This window comes from Sphingorhabdus sp. EL138 (genome assembly GCF_945882965.1).
Classification (GTDB): domain Bacteria; phylum Pseudomonadota; class Alphaproteobacteria; order Sphingomonadales; family Sphingomonadaceae; genus Sphingorhabdus_B.
Map to the genome: position 1 here is coordinate 17,980 of NZ_CAMCWY010000008.1, position 19,798 is coordinate 37,777.

General features: G+C 55.0%; 18 protein-coding genes and 1 pseudogene. 7 read left to right on the forward strand and 12 right to left on the reverse strand.

Annotation, left to right across the window (positions count from 1 at the left end; translation table 11 throughout):
- Positions 1-3 precede the first annotated feature (3 nt).
- Genes Q0N43_RS04895 through Q0N43_RS04905 form a run of 3 tightly spaced genes read left to right on the forward strand, consistent with a single transcriptional unit; the run spans position 4 to position 4,765 of the window.
- Positions 4-2,448 carry an FAD-dependent oxidoreductase gene (locus tag Q0N43_RS04895; protein WP_295443349.1) on the forward strand — a complete coding sequence of 815 codons (2,445 nt, stop codon included), beginning with the start codon at positions 4-6 and terminating at the stop codon, positions 2,446-2,448.
- Positions 2,448-3,698, forward strand: a complete 1,251-nt coding sequence (locus tag Q0N43_RS04900) for an aromatic ring-hydroxylating dioxygenase subunit alpha (RefSeq protein WP_295443351.1) — start codon at positions 2,448-2,450, stop codon at positions 3,696-3,698. Before Q0N43_RS04895 ends, Q0N43_RS04900 begins: the two co-directional genes overlap by 1 nt.
- Entirely contained in the window at positions 3,695-4,765 is a 1,071-nt protein-coding gene (locus tag Q0N43_RS04905) for an alcohol dehydrogenase family protein (protein ID WP_295443354.1), read from the forward strand. Before Q0N43_RS04900 ends, Q0N43_RS04905 begins: the two co-directional genes overlap by 4 nt.
- Here Q0N43_RS04905 and Q0N43_RS04910 read toward each other — a convergent pair.
- Positions 4,762-6,078 carry an aspartate aminotransferase family protein gene (locus tag Q0N43_RS04910; RefSeq protein WP_295443357.1) on the reverse strand — a complete coding sequence of 439 codons (1,317 nt, stop codon included), beginning with the start codon at positions 6,076-6,078 and terminating at the stop codon, positions 4,762-4,764. The genes Q0N43_RS04905 and Q0N43_RS04910 overlap by 4 nt on opposite strands.
- Before the next feature lie 121 nt (positions 6,079-6,199).
- On the reverse strand, positions 6,200-6,682 hold the full coding sequence (locus Q0N43_RS04915) for an Lrp/AsnC family transcriptional regulator (RefSeq protein WP_295443362.1): 483 nt from the start codon (positions 6,680-6,682) through the stop codon (positions 6,200-6,202).
- Between the two features lie 128 nt (positions 6,683-6,810).
- On the opposite strand from Q0N43_RS04915, the gene Q0N43_RS04920 reads away from it, so the two are divergent.
- A complete protein-coding gene (locus Q0N43_RS04920; protein WP_295443365.1) occupies positions 6,811-9,153 on the forward strand; it encodes a transketolase in 2,343 nt (780 codons plus the stop codon).
- Positions 9,154-9,436: 283 nt separating this feature from the next.
- On the opposite strand, the gene purC is transcribed toward Q0N43_RS04920, so the two are convergent.
- Entirely contained in the window at positions 9,437-10,216 is a 780-nt protein-coding gene (purC, locus tag Q0N43_RS04925; RefSeq protein WP_295443368.1) for a phosphoribosylaminoimidazolesuccinocarboxamide synthase, read from the reverse strand.
- Positions 10,217-10,370: 154 nt separating this feature from the next.
- Between purC and aat the strand changes: the two genes are divergently transcribed.
- On the forward strand, positions 10,371-11,132 hold the full coding sequence (gene aat, locus Q0N43_RS04930; protein ID WP_295443370.1) for a leucyl/phenylalanyl-tRNA--protein transferase: 762 nt from the start codon (positions 10,371-10,373) through the stop codon (positions 11,130-11,132).
- A gap of 35 nt (positions 11,133-11,167) precedes the next feature.
- On the opposite strand, the pseudogene Q0N43_RS11495 reads toward aat, so the two are convergent.
- The 8 genes and pseudogenes from Q0N43_RS11495 to Q0N43_RS04970 all read right to left on the reverse strand — a co-directional run.
- Positions 11,168-11,578, reverse strand: a pseudogene (locus tag Q0N43_RS11495) (DUF2155 domain-containing protein); the annotation flags it as partial.
- A complete protein-coding gene (locus Q0N43_RS04940; protein WP_295443373.1) occupies positions 11,575-11,961 on the reverse strand; it encodes an NADH:ubiquinone oxidoreductase subunit NDUFA12 in 387 nt (128 codons plus the stop codon). The gene Q0N43_RS04940 and the pseudogene Q0N43_RS11495, both read right to left, overlap by 4 nt.
- A gap of 40 nt (positions 11,962-12,001) precedes the next feature.
- On the reverse strand, positions 12,002-12,514 hold the full coding sequence (locus Q0N43_RS04945; RefSeq protein WP_295443376.1) for a DUF192 domain-containing protein: 513 nt from the start codon (positions 12,512-12,514) through the stop codon (positions 12,002-12,004).
- Positions 12,515-12,560: 46 nt separating this feature from the next.
- Positions 12,561-13,142: a class I SAM-dependent methyltransferase gene (locus Q0N43_RS04950; RefSeq protein ID WP_295443379.1), complete on the reverse strand. Its 582-nt coding sequence runs from the start codon at positions 13,140-13,142 to the stop codon at positions 12,561-12,563.
- Between the two features lie 213 nt (positions 13,143-13,355).
- Positions 13,356-14,555 (reverse strand): FAD-binding domain-containing protein, encoded by a 1,200-nt coding sequence (locus Q0N43_RS04955; RefSeq protein ID WP_295443382.1) that lies wholly within the window; start codon positions 14,553-14,555, stop codon positions 13,356-13,358.
- Between the two features lie 2 nt (positions 14,556-14,557).
- Complete coding sequence (locus Q0N43_RS04960) at positions 14,558-14,902, reverse strand: thiol-disulfide oxidoreductase DCC family protein (RefSeq protein WP_295443385.1); 345 nt, start codon at positions 14,900-14,902, stop codon at positions 14,558-14,560.
- Between the two features lie 116 nt (positions 14,903-15,018).
- Positions 15,019-15,546, reverse strand: a complete 528-nt coding sequence (locus Q0N43_RS04965; RefSeq protein ID WP_295443387.1) for a CarD family transcriptional regulator — start codon at positions 15,544-15,546, stop codon at positions 15,019-15,021.
- A 211-nt stretch (positions 15,547-15,757) separates the two neighbouring features.
- The gene (locus tag Q0N43_RS04970; RefSeq protein WP_295443390.1) at positions 15,758-16,273 is read right to left on the reverse strand and encodes a helix-turn-helix domain-containing protein; all 516 of its coding nucleotides are present in this window, start codon (positions 16,271-16,273) and stop codon (positions 15,758-15,760) included.
- 194 nt (positions 16,274-16,467) lie between these two features.
- Between Q0N43_RS04970 and Q0N43_RS04975 the strand changes: the two genes are divergently transcribed.
- Together Q0N43_RS04975 and Q0N43_RS04980 are read left to right on the forward strand one after the other, a co-directional pair.
- Entirely contained in the window at positions 16,468-16,824 is a 357-nt protein-coding gene (locus Q0N43_RS04975; protein WP_295443393.1) for a hypothetical protein, read from the forward strand.
- A 223-nt stretch (positions 16,825-17,047) separates the two neighbouring features.
- On the forward strand, positions 17,048-19,141 hold the full coding sequence (locus Q0N43_RS04980) for a bifunctional (p)ppGpp synthetase/guanosine-3',5'-bis(diphosphate) 3'-pyrophosphohydrolase (protein WP_295443396.1): 2,094 nt from the start codon (positions 17,048-17,050) through the stop codon (positions 19,139-19,141).
- Between the two features lie 28 nt (positions 19,142-19,169).
- Here the strand turns inward: Q0N43_RS04980 and Q0N43_RS04985 are convergent, their stop codons facing one another.
- Complete coding sequence (locus Q0N43_RS04985) at positions 19,170-19,703, reverse strand: RecX family transcriptional regulator (protein ID WP_295443398.1); 534 nt, start codon at positions 19,701-19,703, stop codon at positions 19,170-19,172.
- Positions 19,704-19,798 lie beyond the last annotated feature (95 nt).

Genomic DNA, 19,798 nt, shown 5'->3' on the forward strand with positions numbered 1-19,798 from the left:
CTAGTGGCTGAACTCCCCAAAAAGGCGAAGGTCGTCATTATCGGTGGCGGTGTTATCGGTTGTTCGATTGCCTATCACCTGACAAAGATTGGTTGGGACGATGTGGTGTTGCTTGAACGCAAGCAATTGACCAGCGGGACGACATGGCATGCGGCAGGTCTGGTGGGCCAATTGCGTCCGTCGATTAACATGACCAAGCTCGCAAAATACACAGGCGAGCTGTATCGGGGGCTTGAGGCGGAAACCGGGCAGGCCACAGGCTATCGCCAGTGCGGTTCCATTTCGATGGCAACCAATGCAGAGCGTTTTGAAGAACTGAAACGCAGCGCCTCTATGGCGAAAGTGTTTGATCTACCCGTCCATGTGGTGACGCCACAGGAAATCAAAGAGCTCGCGAAGATCGTCAATGTTGATGATGTTGTCGGCGGCATTCACATCCCGAGTGATGGTTATGCCAATGCGGTCGATATCACGCAGGCGCTTGCCAAAGGCGCACGTACCGGCGGCGCAAAAATATTTGAAAATACCAAAGTCACCAAAATCCGTCACAATGGCGACCGGATAACGGGCGTTGATACGGCAGACGGTTCGATTGATGCCGATTATGTCGTGATATGTGGCGGCATGTGGACGCGCGACTTGGCGGCTAGCGTGGGCGTGGCTGCGCCATTGCATGCATGTGAGCATTATTATGTGTTGTTTGAGGGCGTCGAGGGTATCGACAACACGCTGCCTGTCCTGCGCGATTATGATTATTGCGGCTATTATAAATATGACGCGGGCAAATTGCTCGTTGGCGCATTTGAACCCAATGCACGGCCATGGGGTATGGACGGAATTTCCGAAGATTTCTGTTTTGACGAAATTGCGGGCAGCTTCGAACATTTCGAACCGCTGTTGATGGATGCGATGCGCCGCGTTCCCGCGCTTGAAAAGGCAGGTATTCAGAAATTCTTCTGCGGCCCCGAAAGCTTCACACCCGATGTGCGGTACCATCTGGGCGAAAGTGCCGAATTAAAGGGCTGCTTTGTTGCAGCGGGCTTAAACTCTATCGGCCTGCAATCCGCAGGCGGCGTTGGCAAGGTTATGGCCGATTGGATCCGCGACGGCATTCCACCGGCAGATCTTTGGACGGTCGATATTCGCCGCAACATGCCGTTCCAGATTAACCGCAAATATTTGCGTGAGCGCGTTACCGAAAGCCTTGGTCTGCTGTACGCAACGCATTATCCGTTCAAGCAGTATGAAACCGCGCGTGGCGTCCGCCGCTCTGCCATTCATGATCGGCTGGTCGCAGCGGGCGCTTGCCATGGCGAAGCCTTTGGCTGGGAGCGGCCCAATTGGTATGGCGAACCTGGCAGCACGCCCAAATATGCATATAGCTATGGCCGCCAAAACTGGTTTGAGGCCAATGCCGAAGAGTGCAAGGCCGTGCGCGAGGCTGTGGGCCTGTTTGACCAAAGCTCCTTTGCCAAATTCCGGCTTGAAGGGCGAGATGTCTGCGCTGTGCTGAACCGCGTGTGCGCCAATGACGTCGATGTGGCACCGGGCAAGCTGATTTACACCCAATGGCTTAATGAAAAGGGTGGGATTGAAGCGGATTTGACGGTCACGCGGCTGTCGGAAACTGCTTATTTGATTGTCACTGGGGCCGAGACTGAGATCAAGGATTTTAACTGGCTGAAACGCCACACGCCCGATGACGCGCACGCTGTCCTGACCAACGTGTCGTCGGGCATGGGAGTCATTTCCATCATGGGGCCAAATGCGCGTGCGCTGCTTCAATCGATTTGCCCCAATGATCTGTCGCATGAGGCGTTTCCCTTTGCAACATCGCAGGAAATCGAACTTGGCTATGCCATCGTGCGTGCCTCGCGGATCACCTATGTCGGGGAATTGGGTTGGGAGCTTTACGTCCCGACCGAGTTCATGACGGGCGTTTATGATGAAATTGTCGCAGCAGGGGCGGCCTTTGGCCTGAAACATTGCGGTTATCATGCGCTCAACGCGCTGCGCATGGAAAAGGCCTATCGCCATTGGGGCCATGACATAACCGATGAAGATACGCCCTTGGAAGCCGGGCTCGGCTTTGCGGTGAAGATGGACAAGGTTGGCGGATTCATTGGGCGTGATGCGTTGTTGGCGCAAAAGGAGGCTGGCCTGAAGCAGCGCCTTGTGCAGTTTCTTTTAAAGTCACCCGAACCCATGCTCTATCATAATGAACCCATCTGGCAGGGTGACCGGATCGCCGGATATATCCGTTCGGGCATGTACGCCCACACCCTTGGCGGTGCGTGCGGGCTTGGCTATGTCGATGCAGCAGACGGGGGCGTGGTCGGACCAATCGGACCTGATGATTATGAGATCGAAATTGCCGGTGTCCGCTATCCAGTGACCGCCTCGCTTAAACCATTTTATGACCCTTCAAACATGCGGATCAAAATTTAATGACCGAAACATCACATGCCATCATGCAACAGCTCGCTGCAAAGACTCAGGTCGGGTACAGCTTTGATCAGGAATTTTACACCAGCGACGCGGTGTTCAAGGCGGATTTTGAACAAGTCATCAGCCAGAAATGGCTGCTGGCCGGGCATGTGTCGCGAATCCCCAATAAGGGCGATTATTTCCTGTTTCGGGTTGGCAATGAGCAGATCATTGTCATTCGTGAAAATGCCGACAGTGTCCGCGCCTTCTTCAACGTCTGCCGCCACCGTGGATCGACGATCTGCCAGTCGGAAAGCGGCAATGCGCCGCGCCTGGTCTGTCCCTATCACGCTTGGACCTTCGGTCTTGATGGGCGGCTTATTTCTGCGCGGCTTATGCCAGAAGATTTCGACAAAGCGGAAAACAGCCTGTTTGCATGCCATATCCGCGTGTTCCACGGCCTGATCTTTATCAATATGAGCGAGGATGAGCCGGTCGATTTCGATGCCACCTTCGGCGATATGGGGGCCATTCTCGATTATCACGGCTTTGCAGATGCGCGTATTGCGTATGCAGGCAGTTATCCAACGACCGCAAACTGGAAACTGGTCGTGGAAAATTTCTTTGAATGTTATCATTGCGTGCCGTCGCACCCGGAATTCTGTTCGATGCATGCATCGGAATCGATTGTTGCCGTTGGCGCTGGGCCAAGTTCCGGACCAGCAGACGCCATCGCCAGCTTCGCGCCTAAGTTGCAAGCGTGGGAACAAAGTGCCGCAGCCGCAGGCCGCCCAATCGGCACTATTGATGAGGCACCCAGCAGCAGCCACCTGCGCCTTTTGATGCAACGCATGAACAAGGACGGCTGGGCCTCAGAAACGCAAGATGGCTCTGCACCCGCACCGCTCATGGGCAAGCGTACCAAAGCGGATGGCGGACGGATGCACTTAAGCTTTAGCCCGTTCAGCCAAATTGTTGCAGATGATCATTTCGCCATCCTGTTCCAATTCACGCCGCGCGGCGCATTGGCGACCGATGTTGAGATGATCTGGCTGGTGGATGGACGCGCGACCGAGGCGGAAGTCGACATTGAAAAAATGATCTGGGGCTATCACGCAACAACGACGCAGGACAAAGTCATAACCGAAAACAATCAGGCGGGCATCATGTCCAGCCGCTATCGCCCTGGCCGGTATTCCGACCAAGAAGGCAGCGTGCTCAACTTCCAGAAATGGTATCTCAACCAATTCGGACTGGAACGCGCCGAGTGACAATAGCCGCCAATATGCGCGCGGTCCTGCTGACCGGCCATGGCGGCTATGATAAGCTTAGTTTTCGAGACGATGTTCCGGTGCCTACACCGGGGCCAAATGAGGTATTGATCCGCGTTGCGGCAGCGGGCGTCAATAATACCGATATAAACACCCGCATCGGCTGGTATTCCAAGTCAGTGGCAGAAGCCACGGACGCGGGCGCTGCATCTGGTATAGATGGCGCTGGCAACGATGGCTGGTCGGGCGCAGCCTTTCAATTTCCGCGTATTCAGGGGGCCGATGCGTGCGGGCGCATTGTAGCGGTGGGCGATGATGTTGACCCAGCACGCATTGGGGAACGCGTGTTGGTTGAACCTGTCTTTCGCGGCGCGCGCGCCTTTGATATTCGCTATTTTGGTTCCGAAGTCGACGGCGGCTTTGCGGATTATGCCTGCGTCCCGTCGTTGCATGCGCACCGCGTTATTTCGGAGCTGTCCGATATTGAGCTGGCAAGCTTCCCCTGCGCTTATGGGACCGCAGAAAACATCCTGACGCGGATTCATGTGCAGGCGGCCGAACGCGTGCTGATTACCGGGGCATCGGGCGGCGTTGGCTCTGCCGCGGTACAACTTGCCAAAAGGCGTGGTGCTGAGGTGACCGCCATGGCAGCCGACGCAAAGGCGGAGATTGTTCGGTCGCTGGGCGCGTCGCGGGTCGTTCCACGCGATGCCAATCTTGAAGCATTGTTTGGGCAGGAATCTTTCGATGCCGTTGTCGATATTGTCGGAGGATCGCAGTTTGGCCCCATCCTAAACGTCCTGAAACGCGGTGGTCGTTATGGCGTTTCAGGTGCCATCTCTGGGCCCATTGTCGATCTTGATCTGCGGACTTTGTACCTTAAGGATTTGCGCTTGATTGGCTGCACCGTTCTGGAACCCGACGTATTCCCAAACCTTGTCTCTTATATCGAACGCGGTGAAATCCGGCCAGTGGTGGCCGCAACTTATGACCTATTCGACATCGTCAAAGCGCAGGGAGCATTTTTGACCAAGCAGCATGTTGGAAAGATTGTCCTGTCGCTTTAATCGACAGTTTCGATCAATTCACTGATCCGGCCGACAATTTCATCGATATGGGATTTTTGCAAGATCAGCGGCGGAGACAGCGCGATGATATCCCCTGTCGCGCGCACGAGCACGCCATTGTCGAAGCATTTGTGGAACAATTGCATGCCGCGCTTGCCAACGCCGGCGGCATGTGGCGCAAGTTCGATAGCCGCAACGATGCCCATGTTGCGGATGTCGATGACATTTTTCTTGCCTTTCAGGCTGTGTACCGCGTCCTGCCAATAGCCGTGGAGGGAACCTGCATTTTCGAAAATGCCTTCCGACTTGTAAAGGTCCAACGTTGCCAAGGCTGCCGCTGCGGCCAAGGGGTGACCGGAATAGGTGTAGCCGTGGAACAATTCGATGCCATCGGGACCGCCTTCGACAACGCCGTCGTGGATATGGCGGCTGACCGCGACAGCGCCCATCGGCACAGCGGCATTGGTCAGGCCTTTTGCCATCGTAATAATGTCGGGCGTCACGCCTAATGTTTCTGATGCTGTCGTACCGCCGACACGACCAAACGCCGTGATGACTTCGTCAAATATCAGCACGATGCCATGCTTACGGGTAATCTCACGCAATTTTTCGAGATATCCGATCGGCGGCACCAACACGCCAGTTGAACCCGCCATGGGTTCGACAATGACCGCCGCAATGGTCTCCGCGCCATGCAGCGCGACAATGGCCTCCAGATTATCTGCAAGATGCGCGCCCCATTCGGGTCGGCCCATCGTAAAGGCGTTATGTTCAAGATTATGGGTGTGCGGAAGATGGTCAACACCCGTCAACAGGGTGCCGAATTGCCGCCGGTTGTTGACGATGCCGCCAACCGAAATACCACCAAAGCCGACGCCATTATAGCCGCGTTCTCGTCCGATCATGCGGGTCCGTGTGCCTTGGCCAATCGCGCGTTGGTAGGCGAGCGCAATTTTGAGAGCCGTATCGACCGATTCAGAGCCCGAGTTGGTAAAGAATATCCGGTCGAGGCCTTCAGGCATGAGCGTTGCGAGGCGCGAAGCCAGTTCAAACGCCAGCGGATGTCCCAATTGGAATGGTGGGGCATAATCAAGCTCTGCGGCACATTTCTGGATCGCTTCGACAATAGGTGGGCGGCAATGACCTGCGTTGACCGCCCAAAGCCCAGCTGTGCCATCAAGGATCTGCCGCCCATCATCGCTGGTATAATGCATGTCCTTCGCAGATTTGAGCTGGCGCGGCGTCGTCTTGAACGCCCGGTTTGCCGTAAACGGCATCCAAAATGCAGCGAGGGGGTCATTTTCCAGTTTCATCACGTCACTCCACCAACGGGTCTTTCGCTCTTATGCGACGGTAATACCGTCATTCTCGATTGAAAAGATTGTTGTGTCCGGAAAATTTTATAGGGGGCCTCAGATGCCGACAGCTGCGCGATCATATGGGGGCTTCCAAAGTGGGAACGGATGTCTTGTAAATGACAGGCCGAAGCGCAAAGCTGGTGGTCACATTGGCAACGCCCTTCACCCGGGTCAGCCGGTGGCGCAGAAAATCCTCAAATTGCGTCAAGGATGCAACCAATATGCGCAATTGATAATCTGCCTCGCCTGTCATCAGATAACATTCCATGACCTCAGGAAAGCTGGCGACAGCCGTCTCAAAATCCTCCAAATGACGATCATCCTGTTGATCAAGGCGTACGCGGACAAATGCTGTCACGGAAAGGCCGATCTTATCAGGGTCAACCAAAGCGACATAGTGCGTGATGGTGCCGTCGGATTCCAACTGGCGTACCCGGCGCAGACAAGGGCTGGGCGATAAGCCGACCCGTTCGGACAGTTCCTGATTGGACATTCGGCCATCGGATTGAAGGCAATCGATGATCTTGCGGTCAATTGCATCTAGGTCAGTTTTTGGCATAATTTATACCTATTTGAAGTAATTTAAGCATGTTCTACCAAATATCATGGCATCTGCCGTTGCGATACGCAAGGACATGCGGGGATGTGCTGGCTAAAGTCTTGCTTTGATTTAAGCGGAACATAGCCATGGCCAATATTGTCGCCGACAAGCGTGAAGAGAAAATAGCAGCCATCGAAACCATCGACTCGCGGCTGCGTTGGTTGGCCTCGTGGACCGTGCATAACGCTAACCACATCCGGCCAAAGCGGGACGGGTTGAAGGTCGGCGGGCATCAGGCAAGCTGTGCGTCGATGACGGCGATTATGGCGGCGTTGTATTTTCATGCGCTGCGCCCGAATGACAAGGTTTCCGTCAAACCACATGCGGGACCTTTGCTGCAAGCCATCCATTACCTACTGGGCAATCAGTCGCTGGAACAATTGCAACAGTTTCGCGCTCTTGGCGGCGCACAAAGCTATCCGTCCCGGACAAAGGATAAAATTCCGGTGGATTTCTCCACTGGGTCCGTAGGCTTGGGTGTTGCGATTACCGCCTTTTCAAGTCTGGTGCAGGATTATTTGATTGCGCACGGATCGATAGAAGAGGGCAATGCAGGCCGCATGATTTCGTTGATGGGCGATGCTGAACTGGATGAAGGCAATATCTACGAATGCCTCATTGAAGGGTATAAGCACGACATCCGGAACTGCTGGTGGGTGGTCGACTATAACCGGCAATCGCTCGACAGCACGACGGCAGACCGGATGTTTCGGCGCTTTGACGATATTTTCGAGACCATGGGATGGCGGGTCATCACCTTAAAGCATGGTAAGTTGCAACATGCAGCTTTCACCCGGCCCGGTGGGAAGTCGCTGGAGGACTGGATCGAAAATTGCCCCAATGCGGAATTCGCCGTTTTGACGTATCAGGGCGGTGCGGCTTGGCGGGCGCGCCTGATGGCAGATATTGGCGGCAAACCGCATGTGAAAAAGCTGCTGGATAGTTTTGAAGACGATGGTCTGGCCGCACTGATGACCAATCTGGGTGGCCATTGCATCGAATCATTGATGGATGCTTTTGACAGTGCCGGTGATGAACGGCCCACCTTGTTCATTGCCTATACGGTCAAAGGCTACGGCCTGCCGCTGGCGGGGCACAAGGACAATCATTCCGGGATGATGAACCCCGGTCAGATTGATCAGCTGCGCATGGCCATGGGCATCGCGGCGGGGGAGGAATGGGAGCCATTTGCCGGTCTTGGTGGTAACATGGCGGCACGGCTCAAAGATTTTATCGGGAACAGCGTTCTTGCCGCCAAGCCGGAAGAGCCCGTATCGCCGCAAATACACGTGCCCGCTCGCTTCGCAGTTCCGTCGGGTGATGTACAATCCACGCAGGCGGCATTCGGCAACGTACTTCTCGATCTTGCCAAATCATCGGAGGAGCTGGCAGACCGGATCGTGACCACTGCGCCTGATGTGACGCAGACAACCAATCTGGGCGGTTTTGTGAACCAGCGCGGGTTGTTTCGCCGGTCGGACGTGGCGGATATTTTCCGTGAGGCCAAAATTCCATCCGCTCAGAAATGGGCGGCGCATGCGGCCGGTCAGCATATTGAACTTGGAATTGCGGAGAACAATTTCTTCTTGTTGCTGACGTCGCTTGGTCTGGCGGCACCGCATTTCGGCACGCGCCTTATTCCGGTTGGTACGGTGTATGATCCCTTCATCGCCCGTGGTCTCGATGCGTTGAATTATGGTTGTTATTCAGATTCGCGTTTTCTGCTCGTCGGAACGCCGTCTGGTTTGACTTTAGGACCAGAGGGCGGCGCGCATCAGTCTATTAACACGCCGTTGATTGGCATGGGACAACCGGGCCTTGCGTATTTTGAACCTGCTTATGCCGATGAAGTTGCTTTATTCATGCGGTGGGCGTTTGAATATCTGCAAAAACCCGAGGGAAGCTCTGTCTATCTTCGGCTGAGTACGCGTCAGGTCGCGCAAGTCGAACGGGCCAATACGGATTGGGAGGCAGATGCTCTCAAAGGTGGATATTGGTTGCGGCCACCCGCGGCAGGCGCAGAAGCGGCTATTGCATTTACAGGGGCCATCGCGCCTGAGGTGTTGGCGGCGTATGAAGACATGCTGGATGATATTCCCGGTTTAGGCGTTTTGAACGTGACCTCGCCCGATGTGCTGCATCGTGAATGGTCCGCGAGCAAGGCTGCGCGCTGGACAGACCGGAACGCGCAAACATGTCATGCGGAGGATTTGTTGTCCATTTTGGCACCCGATGCAGGCATTGTGACGGTGATTGACGGTTCGCCGGGCGCTCTGTCCTGGCTGGGCGGCGTACACGGTCGGCGGGTCAGTCCGCTGGGCACGGATCGTTTCGGTCAGACGGGGGATTTGCCCGACCTATACAGCGAATATCGGCTCGACTCCGCTGCGATTATGGATGCCATGGCGGAGCTGTTTTTAAAAAGGTGAATAACCAAAATTGACTTGAAATGGCTTCGAACTTTATTCAGCCGATTTTGCGCCACCGCTGACCATGTCTTCTGGGAGTGCGCGGAATATCAAAACGCCCGTGCCTTACGCTCCAGCCCGGTTAAAGTTGCGCGCTATAATCCTTACCATCATCTGCGCGCGTTAGCGGTTCTGCCACAGACGATTGCGAGTCCAAGGATAAGGCGCAGCGCATTTTTCATACGCTTAGATTTCTTCCATGGACGCGTGGAAGCTGCAATATTTTCTCGTGCAAATTATTGATTTACTTACCTTTGCGTAATCGGTGGCTGACCATGTCGAGGACCGCCCCTTCGCTTTCGTCCGGCATTAGGCCAAGGCGGCGGGCGACTTCTTGATAGGCTTCTGCTTCGCCGCCAAGGTCACGGCGGAACCGATCCTTGTCTAGCTTCTCGCCGGTTTCAATATCCCACAAGCGGCAACCATCGGGGCTGATTTCATCGGCAAGGATGATTCGCGAAAAATCACCGTCGAACAAGCGCCCAAACTCAAGTTTGAAGTCCACAAGCCGGATGCCGATGGCGGCAAACATGCCACACATGAAGTCATTGATGCGGATCGCCATGGACGAAATGTCCTGCATTTCCTCCTGCGTTGCCCAGCCAAAGCAGGCGATATGCTCCTCTGCGACCAATGGGTCGCCAAGGTTGTCGTCCTTATAACAATATTCCAGCAAGGTATGCGGAAGCGGCGTGCCTTCTTCGATACCAAGGCGTTTTGACAAGGAACCGGCGGCCACGTTGCGCACGATCACTTCAATCGGGACGATTTCGACCTGACGGATCAACTGCTCACGCATGTTCAGGCGACGAATGAAGTGCGTCGGGATGCCGATATGGCTTAACCGCGTAAAGACATGTTCCGACACGCGGTTGTTGATAACACCCTTGCCGGAAATTGTGCCCTTTTTCTGGTTATTGAAGGCGGTGGCATCATCCTTGAAATATTGGATTAACGTGCCGGGTTCAGGACCTTCATAAAGAATCTTGGCCTTGCCTTCGTATATTTTGCGGCGGCGGGTCATATGCGGTCCCTGACTTTGCTTGAAATGACACGCCCCGGTGGAGTTGGCCATTGAGGAGCCTAACTCTGCCGGGGCGATTACAGACACTATAATCCATTGCATGCGTCGGCGCAATTCGAGATAGGCAAATAGGACGGACACGAAAGGACATCATTTGCCCATCGATCTGGATTTACTGCTTCAGGCCTACGCCAATGGCATATTCCCGATGTCTGATGCCCGTGATGACCCCGATACCTTTTGGATTGAACCGGAGTTTCGGGCGGTCATGCCGCTGGATGGCTTTCGTTTGTCAAAGTCGCTTGCCAAAACTATCCGGCAGGACCGGTTTGTGGTCACCGCCGACACCGCTTTTGCGCAGGTCATTGCCACTTGCGCCGAAGCGCAAGCTGACCGACGGGACACTTGGATTAATCCGGATATCGAAGAGGCGTTCTGCCGCTTGCACCAAATAGGGCGGGCACATAGCATCGAATGCTGGTCCCAAGGTCGCCTCGTGGGCGGGCTTTACGGGTTGGCGTTGGGGCGCGCGTTTTTCGGGGAAAGCATGTTCTCGCGCGAAACCGACGCGTCTAAGGTTGCTTTAGCGTGGTTGGTCGCACGGCTTCGACTTGGCGGGTTTGAATTGCTCGATTGCCAGTTCATGACCGACCATTTGGCCAGCCTAGGGGCAATAGAAATGACCCAGAGCGCGTATCTTAAACTGCTTGAGGCTGCTCTAACAAAAGCCGTTCAAGCCTCTTCAGGGCTGGCTTCTTCAACCGCAGCGGGGGCGGCCTCAGGCGGCGACTGGGGGTCACTTGACGGCGCTTTGGCTGCTGGATCCGCTTTCGGAGCCTCTTCAGAAGATTTCTTCTCTACAGGTGCCTCTTCGCCGGGGAAGCGCATCTTGCAAGCCTTGACCCACACATCGTAAATCGGGTGCTCGACAACATTGGCTGCGGGATTTTCCTTGAACAGCCAACCCGAAAAAACATTACGCCATCTTTCGGCCTCAGTCGTCCCGGGGGGGCGCTCATTCACGAGCAATTGCACAAATGCACCTTCCTCAGGTGGATTTTCCCACGGCGCTGTTTTCTCGCAAGCCCTCAGCCGGATGACCACTTTGTCGAAGCGAATAGCTTGGCCGGGTTTCAGCTCAACGTCGCGCGTTTGACCATTTCGCTTGTTCAGCAGGCCAAGCACCGCAACGCGTTCTGCCATAGGGGTGCCAATGGTTTTGCCGGACATGGCAATAATTTTGTCTTTTGTCGCAAGAGCCTTGCCCGATTTTGCGGGCGCAAGCGTTTCATCCTGTGCAGAACCGCACGCGGCAAGCGTTGCCAATAAAGACAACCAGATTAAACCGCGCGAACGGATCATGATGCGTCGGGACTCCACGCCTCATAATCACCCGCCGCGCGCGCACGATGGCCGCCACGCTCAATGGATCCTGCTGGACGATAAGCAGCGTCGGTGCCGGTGAGATTTGGCATCGCTGCGGTTTCATACCCCCTGTGTGGCGGCAAGTAGCTCTCGGGATCGCCATCATGTGTGCCATGCAGCCAGCCATGCCAATCGGGCGACACGCGGCTTGCATCATTGGGGCCGTTATAGATCACCCAGCGGCGTTTGCCGTCGGATGATTGATAATATCGGTTACCTGAGGCGTCGGCGCCCACCGCTTTGCCTTTGCGCCAGCTATAGATTGCCGTGCCGATGGTCGCGCCATCCCACCAAGTGAAGATTTTTCCGAATATACCCATGCTTTTGGCGATTAGGAGCAAGCATGATTCCGTGCAATCCTTATTTGGTTGTCCATTGCACCCTGTCGCCGGCAACGATCCCCAGTTCAGCCGCGAGACCGCCGCGCAATTCCAACACAGCAGCAACTGGCTCGCCCGACGCAACGGGTATGGTGGAATAAGGGATCGTGTTGTCGGCGATACTCTCAATCGTGCCATCCGCGCGCACGAAGATGATGTCCAAAGGGATCACAGTATTTTTCATCCAGAAACTCGCAAAGCGCAGTTCTGGAAAGGGAAAAATCATACCCGCATTGTCGGCCAGCTCCGTCCTGAACATAAGCCCCTTGGCTTGCTCTGCGCTTGTTCTTGCGGCCTCAACGGTGAAGCTATGCGTTTTGGTGGCATTGGTGACGCATAAGGTCACTTGTTCCAGTCCCGCTATGGACTGGCCTGCGGCTGCGCCCGGAGTGCAACCAGCCGCCGAGGTTACGCCATTGGCTGGCATATTGCAGGCGGTGAGCGACAGTGCGATGGCAAAGGCACTGTACCGACTAAACGGGCTTAAGGTCATTAACGGTATTCCTCTTTTTTGATCCCGGGACAATGGATGGCAGCGTCTACAGCCTGTTTGGTGAGGCAGCGTTCGCTCCAGCCAATCGTGCCTCACCCCATTCAACCCAGCCAAGCCATTTTGGCGTCCGTTTCATATAATGTCCTTGCGGCGCATTACACACAAAGCCAGCGTCAGATATGGCCTGGGTCACTGGCCGGGTCAAATGGCAACCACCGGCAATCCGTTTCCAGATCGGCTCGATACGGCTTTGCCACGCGGCGGCCGATGGATTTGGAGCGCGGCCATGTTCGACAAACAGCAAGCGTCCGTTTGGCCGGAGCACGCGCTTTGCCTCTGATAAAGCGGCGCTTGGGTCCTGCACTGAACATAGCGTGAAGGTTGTGACAACGCAGTCGAAACTGCTGCTGGCGAAGGGAAGCGCCTCTGCGACGCCGGGCATGAAGTTGGCTTTCATCCCTTTGCTTTCCAACGCCAGTTGTGCGCGGGCAAGCAATTCAGCAGATGGGTCGACCCCTGACAGCGAACGCACCTTGTCCCAGTCATAATAATCGAGATTGGGCGCGCCGCAGCCAAGTTCAAGAACATCGCCAGAGGCGTGCGGCACGACCTTGGCCCTATCACGCATCACCGCAGGTTGCGTACATGCGCAACCTATTAATCGCGGAACGACGTTCCTGTCCCACCAATTGCTCATGTTATTTTGACACCGTGATTTAGGAGCAAATGATGCTGCCTAAACTGTCCCAGAAAACATATGGTATGATCCATGAAGTGCCCCCTTGTGTATATTGCCCAAACAATATGCTCGGCTTGGTTTCGCGCAACCCATTTTTGCGGTCTATCTGGAAAGGCCCATTTCCTTAAGGATTTTGGAAATATTTTCTTTGAAAGGGAAGAAGCCTTTCGTTGCATGTGGCCAGAAGTTTTCGTCCCAAGCGCGTCGGACTTGAAACAGCGGAACGCCTTCGGCGGCCAATATTGGAGCGATGCGGCAAAGCGCGTCGGCTACCGGGCCTGTGGGGGCGTAGGATGTGATGACTTGTTCTGCCCCTGCCGCGCGCGCTTGTGTAATAAGGGCTGCCGCATCCAAGTTACCGAGCAATGCTGTCGGGCATTTGAAGGCGTTACTGACGCGTTCAGTGACGTCATGGGTCGTGGCCGCGACAAAGGCTCTGGCATTGTCACCCCACAAAGTTTCCGGGTCGACCAAGATGCTGGCGCCGATGATTTTGGCAGGTGCGCCAAAGACCGACTCAGGGTGCATATCCTCCGGCGTTACCAACAGATATGCAGGCTTATGCGCGTCGAAAAATGCGGCTTGCGGCAAAGGACGCAGCGCTGGTGTCGTCACGTCCGCTGGCATCGTTGCAATGGTCGCCAGACCCTTTGGCACAAATCGTCCATTGGTAAAGCGCGCGATATTGTCGGCTGTTGCAAGATAGGTTTTGCCTGCTGTTTGTAAGCCCGCAACCCACCGCCAGGACAATGTATTGCTGGCCGCGTCGGCATCCACCAAATGCCGCAGGAAGAAGTCAGCGCCCAAGGCCCAAGGGAGGCGCAGAGTGAATATCCAGATTGACGCAAACCACATTCTGGCATGGTTGTGGAGATAACCGGTTTGCACCAATTCGCGCGCCCAGTCGTCAAACCCTTCGATGCCGGTCTCGCCTGCCTCTGCACTGCGGATCGCGCGGGCATTGGGGAAGCTGTCAAGTTGCCGGTCACGCTCTTGCCGATATTGTGTCCATACCGACGGCCGCATCTCAAGCCAGCCCTTCCAATATGTCCGCCACAGAACTTCTTGTACATATTTTTCGGCGGCTGGCAGGCTGTGTCGGCCAAGCGCGGCACCGACGACTTCTTGCTCGGTTAGCATGCGATAGCGCAGGTATGGCGAGAGCTTTGACACTGCGCCTGCTTGCTCCGGCCCGGGGTCAATATTGCGGCCAGACGCATAGGCGTGGCCAGCCCGCGGCGCAAACTGTATGAGACGAGACAGCGCAGCATTCCGCGTTGCAGGGAAGGTATCGAGAAGCATATCTAGTCCAGTAATTTTTGCAGGCGCGGCCTGATGATGAGGAAGCGGTTATAGAGCCGTTCGAGCAACTGCAGCACAAGGCGGTTACGGGCGATGAGGCCAAGCGGTTTCAACAACGGAATGGCCCGCCACATGGCGGCAAAGGCGGCGGCGCCCGATAGGATGATTCCGTCTTCGCTGGCGTGGAAGCGCGCGAGCATCATTTGACGGTCAAGCGGACACACCGCATCTGCAGGCGCTATGTCGAGGAAATCGATTGCCTGCCGCGTGTCGAGCCGACGCATCAATGCAATCTCGCGAATGCACAAGGGGCATGCCCCATCGTACCAGACTATTACCATGGCCATGTTGCCTCATATCATTCGGGACATCTAATTGTCAGGCTGGGCGTTACGCGGTAGCATAAGGCCAGAAAAAAGGGCGCCGTTTCCAGCGCCCTTTAGATTTTTCCGGTAAGGAAAGTTTATTCCGCTTTTTCGTAATACTGTGGTGCGGCTTCGTTGAGGATCACGAGGATCTTGGCAAGCGCCGCTTTTTCATCGGTTTTTTCCATGGCGGCCAGTTCGCGCGCGAGGCGGCTTGAGGCGGCTTCGAAAATCTGCCTTTCGGAATAGCTTTGCTCTGGTTGGTCGTCGGGACGAAACAGATCGCGCGTCACTTCGGCGATTGATACCAGGTCGCCCGAGTTGATCTTCGCTTCATATTCTTGCGCACGACGTGACCACATGGTGCGTTTAACCTTGGGCTTACCGGTCAAGGTGTGCATCGCTTCCTTCAGCGTCTTGTCGCTCGAAAGCTTGCGCATGCCAACGCCTTCGGCCTTGTTGAAAGGCACGCGAAGCGTCATTTTTTCTTTTTCAAAGCGCAGCACATAAAGCTGAAGCTGCATCCCTGCGATTTCGGAATCCTGAAGCTCTATTACGCGACCAACCCCGTGCTTGGGATAGACCACATAATCGCCTACATCAAATATCGCCGCGGTGGACGTCATATTACGACCTTTCTGATTATTCGGGAGAATAGCGTGTTCAGGCAACAGAGCGTCGCCCATCAGACTTTCTTCGATCGTCCCTTACGTCATGAACCTGTCGCTGCCTGGATTGGACGCGCAGTCATCAACCATTTTTGGCTTGTCGACACATGGTGTAACAGATTCGCAATAAAAATTCAATGGCCGCTTTACAGCATGTCAGTAGCGCGTGTTAAATCGCGCTTAACTTCCTAACGCGATCATCGACTTCATGCGTGTCGGCGCTGATCGGCGTAATGTCTGCCGCGTTCATCCAGCATAGGTCCATGTGGCCAAGAACCCGTGTATCATGGCTGCGGATTGTGACGGGCAGGATTGGTTGTCTGTCACGGTCATCGACCAAAACCGGATTGGACAAAACGCCCGTACCCCATTTTTCGCCCCATTGGCGCAGGGCAATCATCGCTGGCAGGAGGTCGAGCCCTTTTTCCGTCAGGCGATATTCAACCTTTCGCCGGTCGTCGGGGCAGGGGGTGCGGTGTAATATCCCGCTTTCGGTCAAGCGAGTCAGGCGGTTGGCCAATATGTTGCGCGCAATGCTGAATTCGGACAGAAACTCCTCAAAATGCCGAACGCCATTAAAGGCCGCGCGCAATATCATGAATGACCAGCGTTCACCCATCGCCTCCAGCGCCGTGGGCAGGCCACATTCGGCGAGCTGGTGCAAAGGTTCCCGCAATTCAGCCATAAAACATCCTCCCAATCGTAGATTGCGACCTTTGTTCCAAATAATCAACCCAAATTGCAAATTTAAGTTGCAAATAGAAACTTATAATAATAGGTATTGATTCGCAACTGATTTATCAGAGGCGCAAACCACAGACGAAGAGCAAAAGTTCCGGGCTGTAATTTGAAAGTATAGCAAATCTGAAGGATTATATGATGACTCTCTCCCATATTTCCGCCCGTATGGGCGCGCTTGTTGCCGCCACTGCTTTGAGCGCAACTTTTTTGTTCGTAGCGCCGCAGGCGCATGCCGCCACCAATGGTAGCTATTATAAAGCCGAGCTGGCACAGACGACCACTGCTGAGCCACAACTGCTGCGCAGCGTATATGTAAAGTGCGAAGGCACAAGCTGCCGCGCGCCAATGGCGTCGACTGCACCAAAGAATATGTGCGTCAGCATCGCACGTAAATTCGGTGCAATTACGGCCTTCACCGCTGGTGAGCGCGTGTTCACGGCTGAACAAGTTGCGGCATGCAATGGTGATAATGCACAGGCAGTCGCCAAGAACTAAGCCGACACGGAATTTTTTGGCTCCGCTCTCCTACCCCCAATGCTGCCTGTTTCGGGCAGCTTTAGGAGCCGAATGCAAACTGCGCTGGAAGATCCACGTCTTCCAGCGCATTTTTGTTGTCACGCGGCTAAGCTTAAGCCCTTCCAAGTCGTAAAGTGGTCCTGACCCTAGCCCAAAAACATTTTCCTGTTGCATCGCAGCGTAAAAGACCCAAGTTGGACTGATGATGCGGCAATATGAACTGGTTGAGCGGGTGCGGGCGTATGCACCTGATGTCGATGAAGATCGGCTTAACCGGGCGTATGTGTTCACTGTGCAAATGCATGGGGCGCAGAAACGGGCCTCTGGTGATCCGTATTTCAGCCACCCGGTGGAGGTTGCAGGGCTGATGACTGACCTCAAAATGGATGAGGACACGATCATCACCGCGTTGCTGCACGACACGGTTGAAGATACGCTGACCACTATTGAGGATGTTGAACAGCGCTTTGGTCCCGAGGTCGGGCGCTTGGTCGATGGCGTTACCAAGCTGTCAAAGATTGAAGCGCAGACCGAGGATGAACGGGCGGCGGAGAATCTGCGCAAATTCTTGCTCGCAATCTCCGATGATATCCGCGTGCTTTTGGTCAAGCTCGCCGACCGGCTGCATAATATGCGGACGCTGCATTTCATTAAAAGCCCCGAAAAGCGGCGCCGTATCGCCAAGGAAACGATGGATATTTATGCCCCGCTGGCCGAACGGATTGGCATGTATGAATATATGCGCGAGATGCAGTTGCTCGCCTTTGAACAATTGGAGCCTGCCGCCTATCAGACGATAACAGGCCGCCTGAAACAAATCCGCGACAAGGCGGATGTCGAGATTGACCAGATCAACCAGACCATCGCTTGGGAAATGGAGCAGGCTGGCCTTAAAATCAAAATTTTTGGCCGCGAAAAGCACCCATATTCGATCTGGAAAAAGATGCAGGAACGCCATGTCGCGTTTGAACAACTGACAGACATCAATGCCTTTCGCGTTATTACCGAAACGACCGAAGACTGTTACCGCGCCTTGGGCGTGCTGCATCGGCGCTGGCAAATGGTGCCCGGAAGGTTCAAAGACTTTATCTCCACGCCTAAGCGCAACGGGTATAAATCGATCCATACCACGATTATGTTCGCCAAGAATATGCGGGTGGAGGTGCAAATCAGGAGCGCCGAGATGCACCGCAACTCGGAAAGTGGTTTTGCTGCCCATTGGGCCTATAAGCAGGATGACAAGCCCGATGGGCAGGCGGGCTGGCTGCGCGATCTGATCGAGATACTCGAGACAAGCCAAGACGCCGAAGACATTCTCGAAAACACGCGGATGGCGATGTATCAGGACCGCATTTTCGCCTTTACACCTAAAGGCGCGCTGCACCAGTTGCCGAAGGGTTCAACGGTCGTTGATTTTGCATATGCTGTGCACACCGACCTCGGAGACAATGCCGTTGGTGGCAAGGTCAATGGCCGTCATGTGCCGTTGCGAACGCAGTTGCGCAACGGTGACATGGTCGAAATTCTGAAGTCAAAGGCGCAAGAACCGCAACAGGCGTGGCTGAACTTTGTGACCACGGGCAAGGCACGCGCCGCCATCCGTCGCCATGTCCGACACCGGGAACGTGATGAGCTGGTTGTGATTGGACGCAAGCTGTATGAAGAAATTGCCGCGCGTATGCCGGGCAAAATCGGCAAAAAGGCGCTTGCGGCGGCGCTGACGCGGTTAAAGCTGGAGGATGAGGACGAGCTGATGCATCGCATTGGCTTAGGTAAAATCAACGACCGTACGGTGATGGAGGCGCTGGTGCCTGGTTTCGACGCGGATGGCAGCCACATCGATTTTCCGGGCCAGGAAAGCGCGATCTCTATCCGTGGCTTGACCCCTGGCGTGGGGTATCATCTTGGCGAATGCTGCCATCCCATTCCCGGCGACCGAATTGTCGGGCTGCGGCTGGCGGGGCAGCCGGTTGAGGTGCACACCATTGAATGCGACCGGTTGGCCAATGGGACAGACGCGGACTGGGTTGACTTGAGCTGGGGGCAGGGCAGCGACGGCGCGTCGGCGCGGCTTCGGGTTATCATCCATAACAGGCCCGGCACATTGGGCGAGATTGCCGGGATATTCGGCTATCACAAGGCCAATATCATCCACCTGCGGATGACCGCGCGCGATATCGAATTTCACACATTTGAGGTGGATTTGGAAGTGCATGATCTGCAACACCTCATGCGCATCATCTCCGCACTTCGGGCGTCAGAGGCGGTGGCGACAGCAGACCGGGTTTACGACTAGGGTAGGACCCTAGGTCCTGACCCTAAACTCAGTCTTCGCTGATCTCATCGCCGGGTTCGGCATATACAAACCGTTTTGCCAATTCAAAACTATGTCCGGCGCGCAGGAACGCGTTCAACTGCTTATGCCGTTTCTCTTGTGGTGCGGCTTCCTGTGCAAAGGGACCAAGCCGTTTTCGCCTGGCGAAGTTTTGGGCAGCGGTGAAGATGCTATCGTCCATATGCGTTTTAGCATGTATAGCATCGGCGTCACCAATCCCGCTGGCGCGCAAATCCTCGTTTAGCCGTCGCCCGCCAAAGCCCCTGTGGACGAAGGACCGGCTGCGGGCCTCGGCAAATTGGGCGTCGTTGATATAGCCCAAGGACGTGAATTGCTCGGTCAATCCGGCAATGTCTGCGGAATATTCATCCTCCCAGCCCCGTTCGCGTATTTTGCGCGTCAAATAGCCAGCCAATTTTGACTGTGTAGTGGCATATTTACCGACATAATGCAGCGCCAATTGACGCAGCCTTTCCGCATTTAACGGTGGAGCGGGCTTTTTGGCAGGGCGGTGTTGGTTCACGCCCTATTCTTGCCACAGTCGGGCCGAAATTTGAACTGCTATCCTCGGCTAAGGAAGTTAATAAAAGTGATATGGGCTAATGCGCAATTACGCTA

Excerpts from the sequence above, each read along its gene's own strand:
- Q0N43_RS04945 (WP_295443376.1), bottom strand. The coding sequence starts at position 12,514 with ATGACCTTAAGCCCGTTTAGTCGGTACAGTGCCTTTGCCATCGCACTG.
- Q0N43_RS04915 (WP_295443362.1), bottom strand. The coding sequence starts at position 6,682 with ATGCCAAAAACTGACCTAGATGCAATTGACCGCAAGATCATCGATTGC.
- Q0N43_RS04955 (WP_295443382.1), bottom strand. The coding sequence starts at position 14,555 with ATGCTTCTCGATACCTTCCCTGCAACGCGGAATGCTGCGCTGTCTCGT.
- Q0N43_RS04975 (WP_295443393.1), top strand. The coding sequence starts at position 16,468 with ATGACTCTCTCCCATATTTCCGCCCGTATGGGCGCGCTTGTTGCCGCC.
- Q0N43_RS04965 (WP_295443387.1), bottom strand. The coding sequence starts at position 15,546 with ATGACGTCCACCGCGGCGATATTTGATGTAGGCGATTATGTGGTCTAT.
- Q0N43_RS04950 (WP_295443379.1), bottom strand. The coding sequence starts at position 13,142 with ATGCGTGATAGGGCCAAGGTCGTGCCGCACGCCTCTGGCGATGTTCTT.
- Q0N43_RS04970 (WP_295443390.1), bottom strand. The coding sequence starts at position 16,273 with ATGGCTGAATTGCGGGAACCTTTGCACCAGCTCGCCGAATGTGGCCTG.
- Q0N43_RS04980 (WP_295443396.1), top strand. The coding sequence starts at position 17,048 with ATGATGCGGCAATATGAACTGGTTGAGCGGGTGCGGGCGTATGCACCT.
- Q0N43_RS04920 (WP_295443365.1), top strand. The coding sequence starts at position 6,811 with ATGGCCAATATTGTCGCCGACAAGCGTGAAGAGAAAATAGCAGCCATC.
- Q0N43_RS04940 (WP_295443373.1), bottom strand. The coding sequence starts at position 11,961 with ATGGGTATATTCGGAAAAATCTTCACTTGGTGGGATGGCGCGACCATC.
- Q0N43_RS04910 (WP_295443357.1), bottom strand. The coding sequence starts at position 6,078 with ATGAAACTGGAAAATGACCCCCTCGCTGCATTTTGGATGCCGTTTACG.
- Q0N43_RS04960 (WP_295443385.1), bottom strand. The coding sequence starts at position 14,902 with ATGGCCATGGTAATAGTCTGGTACGATGGGGCATGCCCCTTGTGCATT.
- Q0N43_RS04900 (WP_295443351.1), top strand. The coding sequence starts at position 2,448 with ATGACCGAAACATCACATGCCATCATGCAACAGCTCGCTGCAAAGACT.
- purC (WP_295443368.1), bottom strand. The coding sequence starts at position 10,216 with ATGACCCGCCGCCGCAAAATATACGAAGGCAAGGCCAAGATTCTTTAT.